The sequence below is a fragment of the Bradyrhizobium sp. CB2312 genome (genome assembly GCF_029714425.1).
GTDB lineage: Bacteria > Pseudomonadota > Alphaproteobacteria > Rhizobiales > Xanthobacteraceae > Bradyrhizobium.
On the sequence record NZ_CP121668.1, the window covers coordinates 299,771 to 318,220 of the forward strand.

General features: G+C 64.7%; 20 protein-coding genes. 9 read left to right on the forward strand and 11 right to left on the reverse strand.

What is annotated here, in order from left to right:
* Window position 1 precedes the first annotated feature (1 nt).
* Both QA642_RS01440 and folD read left to right on the forward strand, forming a co-directional pair.
* Window positions 2–376: a DUF167 domain-containing protein gene (locus QA642_RS01440; RefSeq protein WP_283083057.1), complete on the forward strand. Its 375-nt coding sequence runs from the start codon at window positions 2–4 to the stop codon at window positions 374–376.
* A gap of 10 nt (window positions 377–386) precedes the next feature.
* On the forward strand, window positions 387–1,271 hold the full coding sequence (gene folD, locus QA642_RS01445; protein ID WP_283083058.1) for a bifunctional methylenetetrahydrofolate dehydrogenase/methenyltetrahydrofolate cyclohydrolase FolD: 885 nt from the start codon (window positions 387–389) through the stop codon (window positions 1,269–1,271).
* A 69-nt stretch (window positions 1,272–1,340) separates the two neighbouring features.
* Here the strand turns inward: folD and ppa are convergent, their stop codons facing one another.
* Both ppa and QA642_RS01455 read right to left on the reverse strand, forming a co-directional pair.
* On the reverse strand, window positions 1,341–1,877 hold the full coding sequence (ppa, locus tag QA642_RS01450; protein ID WP_235541995.1) for an inorganic diphosphatase: 537 nt from the start codon (window positions 1,875–1,877) through the stop codon (window positions 1,341–1,343).
* A gap of 179 nt (window positions 1,878–2,056) precedes the next feature.
* The gene (locus QA642_RS01455; RefSeq protein WP_008136728.1) at window positions 2,057–2,566 is read right to left on the reverse strand and encodes a GNAT family N-acetyltransferase; all 510 of its coding nucleotides are present in this window, start codon (window positions 2,564–2,566) and stop codon (window positions 2,057–2,059) included.
* Between the two features lie 267 nt (window positions 2,567–2,833).
* On the opposite strand from QA642_RS01455, the gene QA642_RS01460 reads away from it, so the two are divergent.
* Genes QA642_RS01460 through QA642_RS01475 form a run of 4 tightly spaced genes read left to right on the forward strand, consistent with a single transcriptional unit; the run spans window position 2,834 to window position 5,993 of the window.
* Window positions 2,834–3,733 carry an alpha/beta fold hydrolase gene (locus tag QA642_RS01460; RefSeq protein WP_283087133.1) on the forward strand — a complete coding sequence of 300 codons (900 nt, stop codon included), beginning with the start codon at window positions 2,834–2,836 and terminating at the stop codon, window positions 3,731–3,733.
* Window positions 3,730–4,197 carry a DUF2269 domain-containing protein gene (locus tag QA642_RS01465; RefSeq protein WP_283083059.1) on the forward strand — a complete coding sequence of 156 codons (468 nt, stop codon included), beginning with the start codon at window positions 3,730–3,732 and terminating at the stop codon, window positions 4,195–4,197. Before QA642_RS01460 ends, QA642_RS01465 begins: the two co-directional genes overlap by 4 nt.
* An 8-nt stretch (window positions 4,198–4,205) precedes the next feature.
* The gene (locus tag QA642_RS01470; protein WP_283083060.1) at window positions 4,206–5,525 is read left to right on the forward strand and encodes an SDR family oxidoreductase; all 1,320 of its coding nucleotides are present in this window, start codon (window positions 4,206–4,208) and stop codon (window positions 5,523–5,525) included.
* A 60-nt stretch (window positions 5,526–5,585) separates the two neighbouring features.
* A complete protein-coding gene (locus QA642_RS01475; protein ID WP_283083061.1) occupies window positions 5,586–5,993 on the forward strand; it encodes a DCC1-like thiol-disulfide oxidoreductase family protein in 408 nt (135 codons plus the stop codon).
* Between the two features lie 5 nt (window positions 5,994–5,998).
* On the opposite strand, the gene QA642_RS01480 is transcribed toward QA642_RS01475, so the two are convergent.
* The 6 genes from QA642_RS01480 to QA642_RS01505 all read right to left on the reverse strand — a co-directional run bounded on the left by QA642_RS01480 (window position 5,999) and on the right by QA642_RS01505 (window position 12,899).
* Complete coding sequence (locus QA642_RS01480) at window positions 5,999–7,246, reverse strand: NAD(P)/FAD-dependent oxidoreductase (protein ID WP_283083062.1); 1,248 nt, start codon at window positions 7,244–7,246, stop codon at window positions 5,999–6,001.
* Between the two features lie 162 nt (window positions 7,247–7,408).
* Complete coding sequence (typA, locus tag QA642_RS01485; protein WP_283083063.1) at window positions 7,409–9,235, reverse strand: translational GTPase TypA; 1,827 nt, start codon at window positions 9,233–9,235, stop codon at window positions 7,409–7,411.
* A 239-nt stretch (window positions 9,236–9,474) separates the two neighbouring features.
* Complete coding sequence (locus QA642_RS01490) at window positions 9,475–9,759, reverse strand: hypothetical protein (protein ID WP_283083064.1); 285 nt, start codon at window positions 9,757–9,759, stop codon at window positions 9,475–9,477.
* Window positions 9,756–11,213, reverse strand: coding sequence for a radical SAM protein (locus QA642_RS01495; protein WP_283083065.1), 1,458 nt, complete (start codon window positions 11,211–11,213; stop codon window positions 9,756–9,758). Before QA642_RS01495 ends, QA642_RS01490 begins: the two co-directional genes overlap by 4 nt.
* Window positions 11,194–11,910 carry a prolipoprotein diacylglyceryl transferase family protein gene (locus QA642_RS01500; protein WP_283083066.1) on the reverse strand — a complete coding sequence of 239 codons (717 nt, stop codon included), beginning with the start codon at window positions 11,908–11,910 and terminating at the stop codon, window positions 11,194–11,196. The genes QA642_RS01495 and QA642_RS01500 overlap by 20 nt, the downstream gene beginning before the upstream one ends.
* A gap of 224 nt (window positions 11,911–12,134) precedes the next feature.
* Complete coding sequence (locus QA642_RS01505) at window positions 12,135–12,899, reverse strand: Crp/Fnr family transcriptional regulator (protein WP_283083067.1); 765 nt, start codon at window positions 12,897–12,899, stop codon at window positions 12,135–12,137.
* Window positions 12,900–13,086: 187 nt separating this feature from the next.
* On the opposite strand from QA642_RS01505, the gene QA642_RS01510 reads away from it, so the two are divergent.
* Window positions 13,087–13,470, forward strand: a complete 384-nt coding sequence (locus QA642_RS01510) for a response regulator (protein WP_283083068.1) — start codon at window positions 13,087–13,089, stop codon at window positions 13,468–13,470.
* 4 nt (window positions 13,471–13,474) lie between these two features.
* Here QA642_RS01510 and QA642_RS01515 read toward each other — a convergent pair whose 3' ends face one another.
* From QA642_RS01515 to QA642_RS01525, 3 genes are all read right to left on the reverse strand, one after another.
* Window positions 13,475–14,188, reverse strand: a complete 714-nt coding sequence (locus QA642_RS01515) for a hypothetical protein (protein ID WP_283083069.1) — start codon at window positions 14,186–14,188, stop codon at window positions 13,475–13,477.
* 111 nt (window positions 14,189–14,299) lie between these two features.
* Entirely contained in the window at window positions 14,300–15,841 is a 1,542-nt protein-coding gene (locus QA642_RS01520) for an alkaline phosphatase D family protein (RefSeq protein WP_283083070.1), read from the reverse strand.
* A gap of 171 nt (window positions 15,842–16,012) precedes the next feature.
* Window positions 16,013–17,458: a TAXI family TRAP transporter solute-binding subunit gene (locus tag QA642_RS01525; protein ID WP_283083071.1), complete on the reverse strand. Its 1,446-nt coding sequence runs from the start codon at window positions 17,456–17,458 to the stop codon at window positions 16,013–16,015.
* Between the two features lie 152 nt (window positions 17,459–17,610).
* Here QA642_RS01525 and QA642_RS01530 point away from each other — a divergent pair, with 152 nt between their 5' ends.
* Complete coding sequence (locus QA642_RS01530; protein ID WP_283083072.1) at window positions 17,611–17,901, forward strand: 4a-hydroxytetrahydrobiopterin dehydratase; 291 nt, start codon at window positions 17,611–17,613, stop codon at window positions 17,899–17,901.
* Window positions 17,902–18,002: 101 nt separating this feature from the next.
* Window positions 18,003–18,386 carry a YkvA family protein gene (locus QA642_RS01535; RefSeq protein WP_283083073.1) on the forward strand — a complete coding sequence of 128 codons (384 nt, stop codon included), beginning with the start codon at window positions 18,003–18,005 and terminating at the stop codon, window positions 18,384–18,386.
* Window positions 18,387–18,450 lie beyond the last annotated feature (64 nt).

The following is an 18,450-nucleotide window of genomic DNA, read 5'->3' on the forward strand; positions in this document are numbered from 1 at the left end:
CTTGGTTGCCAACGACGCTTTCAAGGAACCTTGGCGCTACTCTGCCGCAGGGATCAGCATCGCGCTGCGGGTGACGCCGCGCGGCGGCCGCGACAACATCGACGGGATCGAGCAATTGGCCGATGGCCGCAGCGTGCTCAAGGTGCGGGTGCGCGCAATCGCCGATGGCGGCGAGGCCAACAAGGCCGTTCTGGTGCTGCTGGCGAAATCGCTTGGCGTGCCCAAGGCCAATGTAAGACTGCTATCCGGTGCCACCTCCCGGCTGAAGCAGATCGCGGTTGACGGCGATCCGGCGCGGCTCGGCGAAGCTCTGCGCCGGCTGGCCCAAGCCAAATCAGCAGACGCCAAATCGGCAGACGCCAAATCGACAGACTGAGGGAACTGACATGACGGCCAAGATCATCGATGGAAAGGTCATTGCCGCGGAGCTCCGCGCGCGCGTCGCCGATGAGGTCGCCCGGGTCAAGCGCGAGCACAATCTGGTGCCGGGCCTTGCGGTGGTGCTGGTCGGCAACGACCCCGCCAGCGAGGTCTATGTCCGCTCCAAGCACACCCAGACCCAGGCGGCCGGCATGGCTTCGTTCGAGCACAAGCTGCCGGCCGACGTCTCGCAAGGAGATCTGCTCGCGCTCGTCGCAAAGCTCAACCGCGATCCCGCCGTACACGGCATCCTGGTGCAGCTGCCGCTGCCGAAGGGGCTGAACACCGAGGCCGTCATCAATGCGATCGATCCCGCCAAGGACGTGGACGGCCTGCATCCGAACAATGCCGGTCGCCTTGCCGGCGGCTTCGAGGCGCTGTCGCCCTGCACGCCGCTCGGCTGCATCATCCTGACCAAGAGCGTGCACGCCTCGCTCGAAGGCCTGAACGCCATCGTCATCGGCCGCTCCAACCTGGTCGGCCGTCCGCTGGTGCAATTGCTGCTGAACGAGAACGCTACGGTGACGATCGCGCATTCCCGCTCGCGCGATCTGCCCGGCCTCGTGAAGCGCGCCGACCTCGTCTATGCCGCAGTTGGAAAGCCGGAGATGGTGCGCGGCGACTGGCTGAAGCCGGGCGCAACCGTGATCGACGTCGGCATCAACCGCATTCCGAAAGAGGACGGCAAGACCCGTCTCGTCGGCGATGTCGCCTATCAGGAAGCGCTTGGCGTTGCCGGCGCAGTGACGCCGGTGCCCGGCGGCGTCGGCCAGATGACGGTGGCGTGCCTGCTGGTGAATACGCTGCGCGCCGCGTGCGCGATCGCCGGGCTGCCGAAGCCGGCGGTGTAGGGTTTCTTCACCTCGCCCCGCTTGCGGGGAGAGGTCGGATTGCGAAGCAAGCGGGGCGAGGGGGAAAGATCAGCCCTTCTTCTTCTTCTCGCGCTCGATGCCTTCGAGGATCAGCTTGTGGGCTTCGTCCGGGCCGCCCCAGCGCAAGATCTTCACCCACTTGCCCTTCTCGAGATCCTTGTAGTGCTCGAAGAAGTGCTGGATCTGCTGCAGCGTGATGTCGGGCAGGTCGGAATACGACTTCACCTTGTCGTAGCGCTGCGTCAGCTTCGACGACGGCACCGCGAGAATCTTCTCGTCGCCGCCGGCTTCGTCTTCCATGAACAGCACGCCGACAGGGCGCACGCTCATCACGGCGCCGGGGATGATGGCGCGGGTGTTGATGATCAGCACGTCGCAGGGATCGCCGTCGTCGGACAGCGTGTGCGGGATGAAGCCGTAGTTACCGGGGTAACGCATCGGCGTGTACAGGAAGCGGTCGACCACCAGCGTGCCGGCCTCCTTGTCCATCTCGTATTTGATCGGTTCACCGCCCACGGGGACTTCGATGATGACATTGACGTCGTGGGGGACGTTCTTCCCGATCGAGACCGCATCGATACGCATTCAAGGCTCCGTTATTGCCGAGGTTTAAATCGCGCCCGGCAGCGATTTTGGCGCTGTCATACGCGGGCTTGGCCCGCCGATCCATCGTGTTTTTGTGAAATAATGAATCCCGCGATCACCGGCGGAAAAGGCTGGCGGTATCGGCGGAGGGAAAGGCTGCCGGTTAGAGTTTCAGCAGCTTAATTGGTCCAAGCGAAGGCAACCTTGTCGAGCGACTTCGGCCCGAAACGCTCGGAGGAACGCGCCACCATGCGGCCGCCCAGGGCACGGTAGAATTCGGTGGCGGGATCGTTGTCCGAGAGCGCCCACACCACCATGCTCTTCAGGCCGCTCTGCATCAGGTCGCGGCGAGCGGCGGCGAACAGGCGACGGCCGAAGCCGAGGCCCTGGAATTCGGGGCGCAGATAGAGCTCGTAGATCTCGCCGTCGAAGTGCAGGCTGCGCGCGCGGTTGCGACCATAGTTCGCATAGCCCGCGATCTTGTCGCCGAACACGAGCACGCTGACGCGGCTGCCCTTGCGGATCGCGCTGTCCCACCATTGCGGGCCGCGGCGGTTGATCAGCTTCTCCAGCTCGGCGCCGGGAATGATGCCCTGATAGGCGGAACGCCAGGCTTCGTCATGGGTGGACGCCACTGCAGTTGCATCTGCAGCTTTGGCCGGCCGGACCTCGATCAGGGTTGTGCTCATGGACGTGATCAAACCAAGTCGCCGCGCCGGCGGCAAGACCTATCGTTAATTATCGGTTAACGTGTGGACTTTGTGCATCAGTATTTGAACCATGTTGTACCGAAAAAAGACAGGACGCCAGTTCGAATGGCATCGCAGCGCCATGCGTCGGTGCAAAACTGCCTTGCGGCAACGAATGAATGGCAATGGCAGCGCAGAAAGTCCGCCCAGAATGATTCGTTCCTACTAGTCTCGCTGTTGGTTGTCCGTGTTCGCCTTTGGCAATTCATGCGACTCTTCAATGCTCTCGCTCTCCTGCCTGTGCTGGCCTTGCTGACGGCGGCACCGCTGTGTGCAGAGGTCACATTCGGTGCGTCGGGGGAGGAGCGCGAACCGTTTCGCCGCCAACAATGGCGTGTGCCATCGCCCGACGCCGACATTGCCGCGCATGCGCTGTTGTTTCGCCCAGCCGGCGCTGGTCCATTCCGGCTCGCAGTGATTGCGCATGCCTCGACGCAGAACGTCTTGCGTCGCGCGCAAATGCCGCAGCCGGAATACCGCGCGCTCGCGGCCTTTCTCGTCGCACGTGGCTTCGCCGTGCTGGTGCCGGAGCGGCTCGGCCATGGTGCGACCGGCGGCCGCTATGTCGAGGACCAGGGCGGCTGCGACGAAGCGGATTACGCGCGCTCCGGCCGCGCGACGGCGGACGAAATCTTGCGCGCGTTGGAATTCTTGCGAAAGCAGGATTTTATTCGCAAGGACGCAGCCATCGTGATCGGCCATTCCGCCGGCGGCTGGGGCGCGCTGGCGCTGGCCAATGCCGATCCGAACGCCGTCGCTGCGATCGTTGCGTTCGCGCCGGGCCGCGGTGGCCATGCCAATGATGAGCCGAACCGGATCTGCGCGCCGCATACGCTTCTGGCGGCAGTGGCTGAGTTCGGCAAGGCGGCGCGGATTCCCGTCACCTGGCTCGTTGCCGCAAACGACAGCTATTTTGCACCGGCATTGTCGCAGAGAATGGCCGATGCGTTTCGCACCACCGGCGGCAACGCCCTCTTCCACACGCTGCCCGCCGTCGGCAGCGAGGGGCACTGGATGATCGAGACCGAGGCCGGGGTCAAAGCCGCAAGCAGCGAGCTCGCGCGCGCGCTGAACCCGTCGAGGCCTGTGGCGACCAAGAAGCCATGACGCTGTATTTCCTGGTCAAATTCTTTCATGTGCTCGGCGCCGTCATTATCCTCGGCACCGGAACCGGCATTGCCTTCTTCATGCTGATGGCGCATCGGACACGCGATGTCGCGTTCATCGCGCGCACCGCGTCGGTGGTGGTGATCGCGGATGCGATCTTCACGCTTTCGGCCGTGCTGCTCCAGCCGCTCACGGGCGGCCTGCTGATGACGCTGTCGGCGACGCCGATCACCGAGCGCTGGCTGCTGGCCTCGCTCGCGCTCTACGTCTTTGCCGGCCTGTTCTGGGTCCCCGTCGTCTTCATGCAGATCGAGATGCGCGATCTCGCGCGCAAGGCCGCCGAGCAACGCAGCGCGCTGCCGGAGCGCTACTTCTTGCTGTTCCGCCGCTGGTTCGCGTTCGGTTTCCCCGGCTTCGGCGCGACGATGCTGATCCTGTGGCTGATGATCGCCAAACCATTTTGAGAGACGTGATGAGTGAGCGGACCATTTTGGTGCTCGGCGCCTCCGGCCTGATCGGGCGCTTCGTCACCGACGATCTTCGCGCGCGGGGCTTTCGTGTCGTCGGCGTCGCGCGTAGCCTGTCGCCAGCGCAGAAGACGAGCGCGCTGGATCTCGAGCTGCCGATCCTCTCGCTCGATGCGGCCGCGCTGACGCGCCTCTTCAGCGAGCGCGCGGTGGATGTCGTCGTCAACTGTCTCGGCGTGCTCCAGGATGGCCCTGGCAGCGACACCAATGCCGTGCATCGCGATTTCGTCGCGCGTCTGCTTCAGGCCGTCGGTGGCAGCGGCCGTGTGATCCGGCTGGTTCACATCTCGATTCCCGGGACCGCAGAGGCCGATCGCACCGCCTTCGCAACGACCAAGCGCGAGGCCGAACGCCTGATCGCGGCCTCCGGCATTCCCCACGCCATTTTGCGGCCGGGCTTCGTGGTCGCGCCCTCAGCCTATGGCGGCAGCGCCATGCTGCGCGCGCTCGCCGCCTTCCCGCTCGACCTGCCTGCGAAGGAGATGGCGACGCCGTTTCAGCCCGTGGCGATTGAGGATATTTCGGCCACCATCGCCTGGCTCGCCGCACGCGACATCGGCGATGCCGGCGTGAAAGCCGTGACCTGGGACCTGATGCAGCCTGAGCCGATTACCATGGCCGGCGTCATCAAGCAGTTCCGCCACGCCTTCGGCACGGACGGCTGGCCTCGCCTCGCGATGCCCTCGCTCATGCTCGATCTCGGCGCGAGGATCGGCGATCTCGCCAATTATCTCGGCTGGATGCCGCCGATGCGCTCCACCGCCATCGCCGAGCTGCGCCGCGGCGTGAGCGGTGATCCCTCGGCATGGATCGCCGCCACGGGCATCGCGTCGAAGTCGCTCGCCGAGACGATCGGGCGCCATCCCGCCGCCATCCAGGACAAATGGTTCGCGCGGCTGTTCCTGATCAAGGCGCTGATTGTCGCCAGTTTGGTCGCGTTCTGGCTCGTCTCCGGCTTCATCGCGCTATTCGTGTCCTACCGCGCCGCCGTAGGCATCCTGACGGTACACAACTTCCCGCCGGCGCTGGTCGATCCCATCACCATCGGCACCAGCCTGATGGACATGAGCATCGGCATGCTGATCGCCTTCCGCCGCACGGCCGCGATCGGGCTGGTGACGGGCATTGTTGCTTCGCTCGGCTACATGGTGGGCGCAGCGATCCTCACGCCCGACCTCTGGATCGAGCCGCTCGGCGCGCTGGTGAAGACAGGGCCGGCGATCGTGCTGATGCTGGTCGCGCTCTTGATGCTGGATAATCGATAGCGTTTTCGAGCGAAGTGGATCCCGGTTCGCGTGAAGAAAATGCGTGAAAAAGAGAGTCTGATGAGCAAATGGCCCGATGACGACGTGATCCTGTTCGACGGCGTCTGCGTCTTCTGCTCGCGCTGGGTGCGTTTCGTCGCCAAGCGCGACACGGCGAAGCGCTTTCATTTCACGCCGATCCAGTCGGACTATGGTGCCCGGCTGGCGCGCACATTCGGCATCGATCCCAACGACCCTGATACCAATGCCGTCGTCCATGGCGGCGATGTCTTCATGAAGTCGGACGCCGCGCTGACAGTGCTCTCTCAGCTCCCAGGCTGGGGCTGGGTGCGCATGCTGTTCGCCGTGCCGAAGCCGCTGCGGGACCCCGTCTACAGCCTCATCGCGCGCAACCGCTATCGCATTTTAGGGAAGTACGACGCGTGCTTCGTGCCGGATGCGGATCTGCGGGCGCGGGTGATCGAGTAAATTCGTCACGGCTTGGCGAGAGCGGCCAGCACTTCCTTCGCCGCGCGCTCGCCGCTGTCGCGCGCGCCGTGGGCTGTCGAGAAAAAGTGCGGCGATGTCGCCTCGCCCGCAAAGAACAGCCGACCGTCGACCGGCGCGGCCAGCACGGCGCGATCGCCGGCGTGGCCAGGGAGCGCATGCGAGTAAGCGCCGCGAGCGAGGCGGTCGTGGCCCCAGCGCGACTCTGCCAGCGGCTTCAGCTTGCGGCGGATGTCGTTGCCCAAATAGTCCGCGATCTCGTCGATGCTCTGCGCCGCGAAGGCGCCCTCGCCGGCGTCCTCCAATTCGCGCGCGAAGCTGCCGCCGAAAAATCCGTCGATGCAGGGCTGGCCGAACGGGCGGATGTGGTAGGTGCCCATTGCGGTGCGCATGGTGGCGCCGCGCAGATTGCCTTCCTTTGGAAAGGCTTCCGCATCCTGCAGCGCCAGCACCACCTTGTCGTCGACGCCGAGCGGCAGGCCACATGCGGCGTCGACCTTGGCCGGCAGCGGCGGCGAGAAGCGGATTGCTTCATTCGCAATCAGGTTGGTCGGCACTGTGACGATCACCCTGTCCGCGGTGAGCGTGCCCGATGACGTCTCGATCCGGATGCGCTTGCCGGAATGGTCGATCAGCGAGACGTTGCAGTTCAGTGCCACTGGGCAGGAGGCTCCATAGGCCGCGATCAGCGCACCATAGCCGGCGCGGACGCGCCAATTGAAATAGGTGTCCTCGTAGGCGTCCATATCGAGGATCGAGACCCGATCGAGCTCAGAGCCGTTCACATAGGTCGAGACGGCATTGATCATCGGGTTCCAGCGATTGCCCGGCTCGAGATAGCGCTCGGCCGGCGCATCCTCGCCCGCTTCCGCAGCTTCGCTGACGCGCTCGTAGAATTCGTCGATCGTGCGCGCGAACTCATCCCGCTCACGCTCCGGAAACACCTCGCCAAAGGCACGGTCACGCCAGGGCGGCAGATCCGTGTTGACCTCGAAATTCAGGCTCTTGGCGATTGCGACGAACGAGTTCTTGTCGGCCGAGTGCAGCCAGCCGCAGCCGACGTCGAAGATGACTTCGGGCGAGGCCTGCACGGTCCAGGCGCGGCCGCCGAGCCGACCCCGTGCCTCCAGCACGATCACGGAGAGACCCGAGCCATCAAGCGCATGCGCGGCGCCGAGACCAGCGGCACCGGCCCCGATGATCGCGACGTCGACGGAGGAAGGGAGGGAGCTCATGGGTCGGCTCTAGCACGTTCGCTGAAGCGCCACCACAAAACGAACTGTCATCACCCGCGAAGGCGGGTGATCCAGTATTCCAGAGACGATTGTGAAGTACGGAGAGGCCGCGGCGTACTGGATTCCCCGCCTTCGCGGGGAATGACAGTTGGCGGCGTGGCCTTAAGCCACCGCTTCCTTGGCCTTTTCCGCGCGCTTGCGCTCGTTCGGGTCGAGGTGCTTCTTGCGCAGGCGGATCGACTTCGGGGTGACCTCGACGAGCTCGTCGCCCTCGATATAGGCGAGCGCCTTTTCCAGGGTCATGCGGATCGGCGGGGTCAGGCGCACCGCTTCGTCCTTCGACGTCGTGCGGATGTTGGTGAGCTGCTTGCCCTTGAGCACGTTGATCTCGAGATCGTTGTCGCGGGTGTGCTCGCCGACGATCATGCCCTTGTAGACCTTCCAGCCTGGCTCGATCATCATCGGACCGCGGTCTTCCAGCTTGAACATGGCGTAGGCCACCGCCTCGCCCTGGTCGTTGGAGATCAGGACGCCGTTGCGGCGGCCCTGGATCTCGCCCTTGTACGGGGCGTAGCCGTGGAACAGGCGGTTCATGATCGCGGTGCCGCGGGTGTCGGTGAGCAGCTCGCCCTGGTAGCCGATCAGGCCGCGGGTCGGCGCGTAGAACACCAGGCGCTGACGGTTGCCGCCGGACGGCTTCATCTCGATCAGCTCGGACTTGCGCTCGCTCATCTTCTGCACGACGACGCCGGAATGCTCCTCGTCGACGTCGATCACGACCTCCTCGATCGGCTCCATGGTGGCGCCAGTGGCCTCGTCCTTCTGGAACACGACGCGGGGACGCGACACCGAGAGCTCAAAGCCCTCGCGGCGCATGGTCTCGATTAGGATCGCGAGCTGCAATTCGCCGCGGCCCGAGACTTCCATCGCGTCCTTGTCGGCGGATTCGACGACGCGCAGCGCGACGTTGCCCTCGGCCTCGCGCAGCAGACGGTCGCGGATCATGCGGCTCGTCACCTTGTCGCCTTCGGTGCCGGCCAGCGGGGAGTTGTTGACGATGAACGACATCGACACGGTCGGCGGATCGATCGGCTGCGCCGGCAGCGGTACCTCGACGGTCGGATCGCAGAAGGTGTCGGCGACGGTGCCCTTGGTGAGGCCCGCGATGGCGACGATGTCGCCCGCTTCGGCTTCCTCGAGCGGCGTGCGCTCGAGACCGCGGAATGCCAGGATCTTGGTGATGCGGCCGGACTCGACCAGCTTGCCGTCGGCATGCAGCACCTTGACCTGCTGGTTCGGCTTGAGCACGCCGGACGAGATGCGGCCGGTGATGATGCGGCCGAGATAGGGGTTGGCCTCCAGGATGGTGCCGATCATCTTGAACGGACCTTCCTCGACCTTCGGCGGCGCGACGTGGCGCAGCACCAGCTCGAACAGCGGCTCCATGCCCTTGTCCTGCGGACCCTCGGGGCTATCGGCCATCCAGCCCTGCTTGGCCGACCCGTAGAGGATCGGGAAGTCGAGCTGCTCCTCGCTGGCGTCGAGCGCCGCGAACAGGTCGAATACCTCGTTGATGACCTCGGTCGGGCGCGCGTCGGGGCGGTCCACCTTGTTGATGACGACGATCGGCTTGAGGCCGACCTTCAGCGCCTTGGAGACCACGAACTTGGTCTGCGGCAGCGGGCCTTCGGCGGCGTCGACCAGCACCAGGGCGCCGTCCACCATGTTCAGGATGCGCTCGACCTCACCGCCGAAATCGGCGTGGCCGGGGGTGTCGACGATGTTGATGCGGGTGTCCTTCCACTGCACCGAGGCCGCCTTGGCCAGAATGGTGATGCCGCGCTCGCGCTCCAGGTCGTTGGAGTCCATGGCGCGATCGGTCACCTTCTGGTTTTCGCGGAACGTGCCGGACTGCTGGAGGAGCTTGTCGACAAGGGTCGTCTTGCCGTGGTCGACGTGGGCGATGATGGCGACGTTGCGGAGGTTCATGAGTGAGCTTCTTTGCGGTCGAACAATGGGTTAAGCGCGATCTCGCCGGTCGGACCGGGACCTCTTCACGGACAACGCTGGAAACGTGGAAAACGGGGCCTGCTCCGCCCAAAAAGGAAGCCCGGTCAGCTCGACCGGGCACCCTACGCGTTTGCGGCGCAATATATGCAAAAACCGCCAAAAAACAATGTGTTCTTTGCTGGTTGGTTGACTGAATTTTGTCCGGGCATTCCCGGGGCTTAGGGGCGGGTTCCGGGATGGGTGGGGGCCTTCCGCCCCTTGATCGCCGCCCAGATCAGGGCGATGCCTCCGATGCCGACGACCAGGCCCAGGAAGACCAGCGGCGCGATGTCCGAATCGATCTTGCCCCCGTCGATCGCCGAGTCTGCGCCGAACAGCAGGGCGCAGAGGCCCGGCAACAGCAGGACGACCCCCGAGATCACCATGAGCGCGGTCAGGCAGCCGCTTCGTGCCTCGCCGGCCGTCGGAACGGGTGGCAGAACCGGCGGAGGCGTGTCGCTCATCGTGGTGCCTCCTCGCGCTGCCTTGCCTCGCGATAGGTCTGCCCTTCGAGCCCGGCGCGGATGCCGTCGATCTTGCCGTTCCGATAGAACAGATTGTAGGTGTCGAACGGGATGATCGCGCCCTGCTCCGTCACGAAATGGATGCAGCTGCGCTTGACGTTGCCGACGCAGAAATTGAAGCGGTCGAGAAACTGCACGATGGTGACGCGGAAGACGTTCTCGTAACTGAGTCCTTCCGGCACCTGAAAGCTCGGCAGGCAGCACAAGAGATCGCAGACGCGCTCGGAGGTGTTGAGCGGGCCCGACGACAGCGAGAACAGATCCAAGAACTTTTCCTGGAATTTCTCCCGCAGCATCGGATATTTTTCCGGGCTGATGGTGTTGGGCATCACCGCCACCAGCTGCTCCTGCGGGATCAGCGAGGTCAGCGGCAGCACCTTCTCGCCGTTGCGCAGGCCATAGCCGATCGAGATGCTCTCGGGGTTGCAGGGCAGCGGGATCATGTCCTTGTCGCCGAACACACCGGTCTCGACGACGCGGTTGCGGATCTCCGACAGCATGATGCGGTCGGTAGCCTTGTCGAAATTCTCGTTGCGGCCGGCATCCTGCACCGGCTGGAGCGTGACGCCGCGCACGCATTTCCAGGTGAGGGCGTGGCGGACGATGTCGCCGATCTCGGTGTCGTTGACGCCGCGCTTGATGGTCGCGACCAGCGTGGTCGACACGCCGTAATGCTCGAGATTCTCCAGCGCCTGCTGGCGGATTTTCCGCAAATCCGCGCCGCGCAAATTGATCAGCGCATCGCGCTGAAGCGAATCGAACTGGAGATAGACCTCGAGCCCGCGCCTGTTCTCGGCGAGCCGCGCCACGAAATCCTTCTCGCGGGCGATACGCAGGCCGTTGGTGTTGATCATGACATGCCGGATCGGGCGCGCGCGCACCGCGTCCAGGATCTCGAAGAAATCCGGATGCAGTGTCGGCTCGCCGCCGGAAATCTGCACGAGGTCGGGCTCCCCTTCGCTGGCGACCAGCGCGTCGAGCATCTTCTCGATCGTCGCGAGCGGAGTGAATTTCGTTCGGGCCGGCGCGGAGTCTGCAAAGCAGACCGGGCAGGTGAGATTGCAATGCTCGGTGATCTCGATCAGCGCCAGGCAGGAATGCTGCTCGTGGTCGGGACAGAGGCCGCAATCATAGGGACAGCCGTATTCGGTGCGCTGCTGGAATTGCAGCGGCCGGTCGCCCGGCTTGATGAAATCCTTGCACAGGCGCCAATAGGCCGCGTCGGTGGACACGAGCGTCGACTGGACGCCGTGCTCCCGGCAGCGCTTCTCGTACCAGACCTCGTTGTCGAGGATCTGGATCTTGGTCGGCACAAGTTTCAGGCAGGTTTCGCAAAGGGATTGGGTCTGGCCCCAGAAGATGTAAGGGCGCGACTTACGCAGCGGCGCGTTCATGCATAGGCCTCGCTTGGCGCGCCGTCGCCAGCATGACGGCGGCGTAGAGCAGGATGGAGAGCGACAGCAGGTGAAACAGCGTGAAGGGCTCGATCAGCGGGCCGTAAGGCTTGAGGAATTCCCACAGGAAGCGCTGCGCTCCATAAAAAGCGAGAACCAGGTAGAATCCATTGGTGATCACAAACGCATTCCGGTTCACGACCGCCAGCACATAGAGCTGGGCGAACAGGGCCATCGCCGCGCTCTCGTAGAGCTGCACGGGATGGCGCAAAATGCCGTCGCCGAAATCATGGCCCCAGGGCAATGCCGTCGCCGTGCCATAGGTGAAATCGTCAAGGCCCGCGAAATAGCAGCCGAGCCGTCCGATCGCGACGCCGAGGGCCAGCGGCAGGGCAAACCGCGCGCCGGTGCGCACCGCGATCCCTGCGGTCCATTTGTAGAGCTCGATCGCAACGATGCCGCCGGCGAGCGCGCCCTCCACCGAGCGCGCAATGCCGCTCTGCCCCGACAGCCACAGATTGACCGAGCCGAACAGATAGGCGCCAAGGCCGGCGCCGAACACCAGCGCGGCGATGTAAGGCAGCTCGAACGATTGCGCCGGAAACCGCAAACCCTGTCGCGACAGCCAGTAAACGGCGGCTGCGGCCGCCAGCCACGCCGCAATGTCGAAGATCGTGTGAAGAAAAGCCCCGCTCATGCGGGGACAACCATAGCACGATCACGTTGAAGTGCGCGGGGCGCATTTTTGTGCCCTCTCCCCTTGTGGGAGAGGGCAGCTCCGTATCAGCCACAACCTCATTTGGGTGAGGGGTTGTCTCCGCGAATTCAGCCGCCGCGGTGTGCGCGGATAGAGACCCCTCATCCGGCTTCGCTTCGCAAAGCCACCTTCTCCCACAAGGGGAGAAGGAAGAAGCAAGACCCTTAGCTGGCCTCCCGCTCCTCGGTCGGATACACGCCCCGCAGCACCTCCTCGAAATGCATCTTCACCGCGTCGTTGCACAGGCAGGCGCGCAGGCGCAGGCCGTCGCGGTTGCGGACCAGGATTGAGCCGCGCCGTGTGTCGAGCACGCCTTCCGCCTTGAACGATTGAAGCACGCGGCTCGCATAGCTGCGCCCCACCCCGAGTAGCGTCGCGAGCTGTTCGTGGGTCAGCGGCACGCTGCTGTCGTCGCCGGTACGCTCCATCGCCGCTAGAATCCATTTGGCCGTGCGCTGCTCGATCGAGTGGATGGCGTTGCAGGCGGTGGACTGGAAGATCTGCGCCAGCATGCAGTCGGCGTAACGGGCAAAGATGTTGCGCAGCGAAGCCGAGCGTTGCTTGGCCGCTTCGAGCTTGCCGACATGGATGCGCGCAAACGGTCCGCCGAACTTCACGCAGATGCGTGTATAGGCCGGCAGGAATCCCTCGCTGACGATGCCGCCCACCGCGCCCTCGCGGCCGACCAGAATGGTCTCGACATCACGGCCGTCTTCGTTGGGGACGAGAAAAGTCGCAAGCGATGGTCCGCAGGGAAAGTGCACGACCTGGACGTCGTCGCCGGGACTGTAGAGCAGCTCGCTCGCCGCAGCGTTGTCAACGGTGACGTGCGGCGCCAGCAGCGCGTAATCCGCCGCGCTCAAGCGCCGCAACAGATTGTTGAGAGGCCTAGTGTCGATCTCGGTTGTCTTGCTGATGCGCGCGTCCATCGTCGATCCCCTGCTCTCCTTTCAACACTAGCGAGCTCCGCGTCCTGGCTGTGTGCACAAGTGGACAGACGTTAAAACTGTTCTGTGGTGAGTTTCGTTCCGGGAACCCTCCGATGCGCTGGGCGCAGGCGTCGGGCTGAGGCTGTCCTTAAGGCACAAAAACATGCAGCCCTCGATAGCCAGCACCATGATACCTGCCTCCCCGAACGGCTCGGCCGACGTGCCCAGCGATATCCTGATCGTCGAGGACGATCCGATCATCGCGATCGATTTCGAGGATCGCCTGCTTGGATTTGGCGCCAAGAGCGTGCGCACCGTCGGATCGGTGGCGCAGGCGCTGAACGCGATCGCGGCGCGTGCACCGGATTTTGCGCTGCTCGACGTCGAGTTGAGCCGCGAGAAGAGCTTCGCCGTCGCCGAGCGGCTGGCGGCGGCGCAAATCCCGTTCGTGTTCGTGACCGGCTACGGCGCCGAAACCCGGATCCCGGCCGAATTCAAGGCGCGGTCCCGGCTGCAAAAGCCCTGCTCGAGCGAGGCGCTGGAGGCCGCGCTGCGCTCGCGCGGCGCCTGACGTCTCATTTGCCGGAGCGGATGCAGAGCTCGGCGAGTTCGCTCTCGACGCCGCGGAAGTATGTATGCGCAAGCGGCGGCGGCGATGAGCTCCTCTTGATCGCGTCTTGCTGGGCGAGCGCTGCCTGCTCGGACAATTGCAGGAAACGTTTCAGCGCGGACGATTTGGTCTTCGCGACGAATTTTTCCAGTGCGTCTTCGGTCGCCCCGGTCGAATTGCGATCGAGCAATTCCTTGTTGCCGGTCGCGACCGGCGACACCGCGCCGAGCTTGATCCGGCTGAGCAGAACGTAGCGGTCGAAATGCTCGAAGATCAGATCGAGGCTCCGGGCCTGTCGCATCGGCTCCTCGATCGCAAGAAAGCGTTTGACGTCTGCATTGCGCTCGAGGCGTTCCCGCTCGGCTGCGCCGGGAAACGGATTGGCGGCGTTCTGCCGATCGATGAGGGTGCCCGTGCTCTCCAGCATGCGCGTGCCCCATGAAATGACGATGTCGCGGCCGCGCGGCTCAAGCTGATCTGCCGCAAGCCCCTTTTCGGCCAGGCACGCGGGATCCGCGCTCGCGCGCAATGCCTTGCCGAGCTCGACGGTCAGCGCCTTGCCGTAAGGCGATGCGAAGGCCTCGCGCACCAGCGCGGCCCTGTCCTGGGTCTGCGCCCATGCCGGAGACGCTGCGCTCAGCAGGAGCGCGATGACGATGGTTCGGCGGCTGAACAGCACAGATCAACTCGAAAATGGCTCGGACGGCATCAGGCTCGTGAAAATGACGAGCCTGCAATGGTCGTCAGGGCCGACCGGATGGTTCATCGCCATCCGGCTCCACGTTGGGCTTTACGCAAGCTTCGGATCGAGCGTGGTCGACCACAGCGCGACGTCGGCGCGATCGCGCAAGGTCACCGTCATCTGGCCGGAGGCGCCGTCGATCTTGACGTGACCGAAGAACTGCATGCCAGCCGAGGGCGGCAGGTTCTGCTTGTCGGGGCCGGGCGCTTTGACGAAGCGCACCTCGGGTCCAAAGGTGTTGTCGAGCGCGTTCGGACCGAACGTGCCGGCGTGCAGCGGGCCCGAGACGAACTCCCAGAACGGCTCGAACTCCTGGAATTGGGCCTTGTTCGGATCGTAGTAATGCGCCGCGGCGTAGTGCACGTCCGCGGTCAGCCACACCGTGTTGTTGATCGGCGCCATCTTGATGAAGCGCAGGATGTCGGCGATCTCGAATTCGCGGCCGCGCACCGGGCCGTCACCCTGCGCGAAAGCCTCCGAGCCGCCCTTCGGCGTATCAGGCACGACGAGGCTGAGCGGCATGTCGGAGGCGACCACCTTCCAGGTCGCGCGCGAGTTGAGGAGGCCGCGCTTGAGCCAGGCGATCTGGTCCGGGCCAAGGAAGTAGCTGGCCGGGCCATAAGCGGTTTCGAGATTGGCCCCGTTCGGGCCGCGATAGCTGCGCTCGTCGAGCATGAAGACGTCGAGATGCGGACCATAGGAGATCTGGCGGTAGACGCGGCCGGGCTCGACGATGCTCTCGCGCATCGGATACATCTCGTGGAAGGCGCGGCCCGCCCGCGCGGCGAGCAGCGTGATGTCGCGCTCCTTGTAGGTCGCCGGCAGCTCCTTCGACAGCGACCAGTTGTTGGTCACCTCGTGATCGTCCCACTGCACGAAGATCGGCACTTCGGCATTGAAGGCGCGGACATTGTCGTCGGTGAGATTGTATTTGTGCGCGGCGCGGTACTCGTCCAGCGTCTCCGCGACCTTGGCCTTCTCGGGGATGGTGACGTTCTTCCAGATCTTGCCGTCCGCGAGCTTCACCTCGGATTGAATCGGGCCGTCGGCATAGATGGTGTCGCCGGAATGCAGGAAGAAATCCGGACGATGCTTACGCATCGCCGAGAAGGTGAACATGCCGCCGTCGTCGGGATTGATGCCCCAGCCCTGGCCTGCGACGTCGCCGCCCCAGACGAAGCTGACGTCGCGGCGGTCGGCCGGCGCGGTGCGGAAGCGGCCGACCGCCGGCTCGCCCTCGATCGCGGTGTGCGAGAGATCGCGAAAGCGGACACGGTAGAAGATGTCCTGGCCGCCCGGCAGGTTCTCCAGCAGCATCTTGGCGGTGAAGTCGCTTTCGGGAAGGGCCGCGATCGGCGGCAGCGCGCGGGCGTCCTTGAATGACTCGGTCGTTGCCACCTCGACCAGCATCTGCGCGGGCCGATCGGTGCGCGCCCACACCACACCGCCGTCGACGGTGACGTCGCCCGATTGCACGCCCTGCGTCACCGCCGGCCGGTCGGCCGCGCGCGACAGATGGGGCATCGCGATCGCGCCAAGCGCGCCGGCGCTGGTGGTGAGGAAACGGCGGCGGGAGAATTTGATCTTCATGGGCTGGCTCGCAGGCTGGCTGTGTGCGCATCTCGCACCGTCATTCCGGGATGGTGCGGGAGCACCAGACCCGGAATCTCGAGATTTCGGGCGCGATGGTGACGCATCGCCCTGAATGACGGCGCAAGCTATATTGAGACAATGTGACGCAGCAATTACGCGCGCAAGCGTTTACGCGTTGCCGGCGGCCCGGAATTGCGCGCCCGTCCGTTGCAGGTTCTGGGACAGGCTGAGAAGCACGGCCTTGCGGTCGGCGACCGCGGCGTGGAACTGGTCGAGCGCGATATTGAAAGCCGTGAGCGCGGCTTCCTCGATCGCGCCGTGATCGAAGCAGCGCAGCGTGTCGCGCAGGATGTCGTCGGCCTCGGTCTGCATCTGGTCGAGCTCTTCGGCCGTCTCGGACTTGCGCGCCGCCGCGATCATGTCGAGCAGGCGGTCGCGCAGATGGCTGTTGTTGTCGCGCTCGTCCTTCTTCAAATAGCCCGCAAACCAGGCGCCAAGCGAGCCCATGGCCGAAAGCGCCATCAGGCCCCACCAGATGAAATCGCTGTACCTGTCGAGGAAGGTCTTTTCCTCGCCGTCGACGAAGGCGGCGGCGCCGGGATGCACGGGGATCACGGCGTCCTTGTCGGTGTCGGGCGTCTCGATCTTGGCCGCCAGCGGGAATTCCGTCACCAGTTGCTGGCGCACGGCGAACAGCTGGCGGGTGAATGCCGCGATGGTGGTTTCGGAGATGCCTTTGCGCGCCACGATGTGGTGCGAGAAGCTGATGGTCTTGACCTCGTCCTCGGGCCGGTCAGGTGAGCCGCCATAGGTGCCGGCGGGAATCTCCGAGGCTTCATAGACCGGATGGTTCTGCGCGATCGCGTCGGCGGAATCGATCGCGATGAAGGTCGGCGTGCCGCCGTCCCTGGCCGAGGCCGCGATCGCATCCGCCGTGATCTTGCTGTTGACGGGACCGGCGGCGAGATAGGCATCGGCCTTCTGGGCCTTGATCGCCTCGGCGGCTTCATTCGCCGGGAACTGGATGATCTCGACCTTGGCGGGATCGACGCCGTATTGCTGCAGGATCACCTTGAGCAGATTGACGTTGGCCTGGGTGCGGCCGACCACGCCGACGCGATGACCGGCGAGCTGCGCGATCTTGGTGATCTTCGCGCCCTTCTTCTTGCCCTTGCCGGGCACGGACCACAGCACCACGACGTTCTTGCGCAGGGTCGCGACCGCTTGCGCGTTCTTGGGAACGTCGACGTCGCCGCGCACGATGGCGAGATCGACCTTGCTCTCCGCAAGCGCCTCGGCGCTGGCGGTGGCGCCGTCGGTCTGGATCGGCCGCAGCCGCACGTAACTCTTGTTCTGCGAGAAAGCCTGGGTCAGCGCCTGCACGACCTTGACGTCGTCGCTGTTCGCGGGGCCGACCGCGATCTTCAGCGTCACCGGCCGCATCGCGAAATAATAGCCGCCGGTGATTGCGCCGATGATCGCAAGCACCAATGCGAGGGAGACAAGCGCGGTGCGCCGCGCCGCTGATCGCGGCGACGTCGAGTTGGGCGTTTCGGCCAGGTCCGATTCCCCGGTCATCGATCTCCCGAACAGGCGCTTGAGGCTCAGTTTCATCTCGGCCGGCGATTTACGCCCGTAATTATAGCAAAATTCTTGTCCGGACGGGTTACATCTCCGTCATGGTTAGCGGATGGGCCAAATCCCCTGTGAACCTGGGCCATATGCACGGTGTTAGGGTAAAGTTCCCCTGAAGGACGGAGGCGATCATGGCAGAGCGGCTGACGGCGGAAGCACGCAAGCAGGCGCTGGGCGCCATACCGGGCTGGACCGAGGTCCCGGGCCGGGACGCCATCGGGAAAACCTTTGTCTTCAAGGATTTCAACGAGGCGTTCGGCTTCATGACGCGCGCCGCGCTGGTCGCCGAGAAGATGGACCATCACCCCGAATGGCGGAACGTCTACAAGACGGTGGAGGTGGTGCTCTCGACCCATGACGCCGGCGGCGTCACCAGGCTCGATATCGAGCTCGCCCAGAAGATGAACGCCATCGCCGGCTGACACCGGGCTTACATCTTGTCGGCGCCGGCAGCATCCCCATGTTGTGATCAGCAATGGATGCGGCGATCTGCCGCCCTGGCTGAACGGGGAGTTTGCAGGACATGGCTGCCGAACACAGCGTCGGTTTCGAGCCCGCCGATCGGCTCGCGGAGGATCGCGAGAGCGTTCGCCGTCGCTTCTGGCGCAAGCTGAAGCGTGTCGCCGCGCACCTGCCGTTCGCGGAAGATCTGCTCGCGGCCTATTATTGCGCGTTCGACCGGCAGACGCCGCGCCACGTCCAGGCCTCGCTGCTGGGCGCGATCGCCTATTTCATCCTGCCCTTCGACTTCGTTCCCGACGTGATGCCGATCCTCGGCTTCACGGATGATGCCGCCGTGCTCGCCACGGCCATCCGCATGGTCGCGAGCCACATCACCAACGAGCATCGCGAAGCCGCCCGCGCCGCGCTGAAGCGCGGTGTGGATGAGGCGGAGGTGGCGCAGTAGGGGCAGTTCAACCAAGTCCACTGCTGTCATTCCCCGCGAAGGCGGGGAATCCAGTACGCCGCGG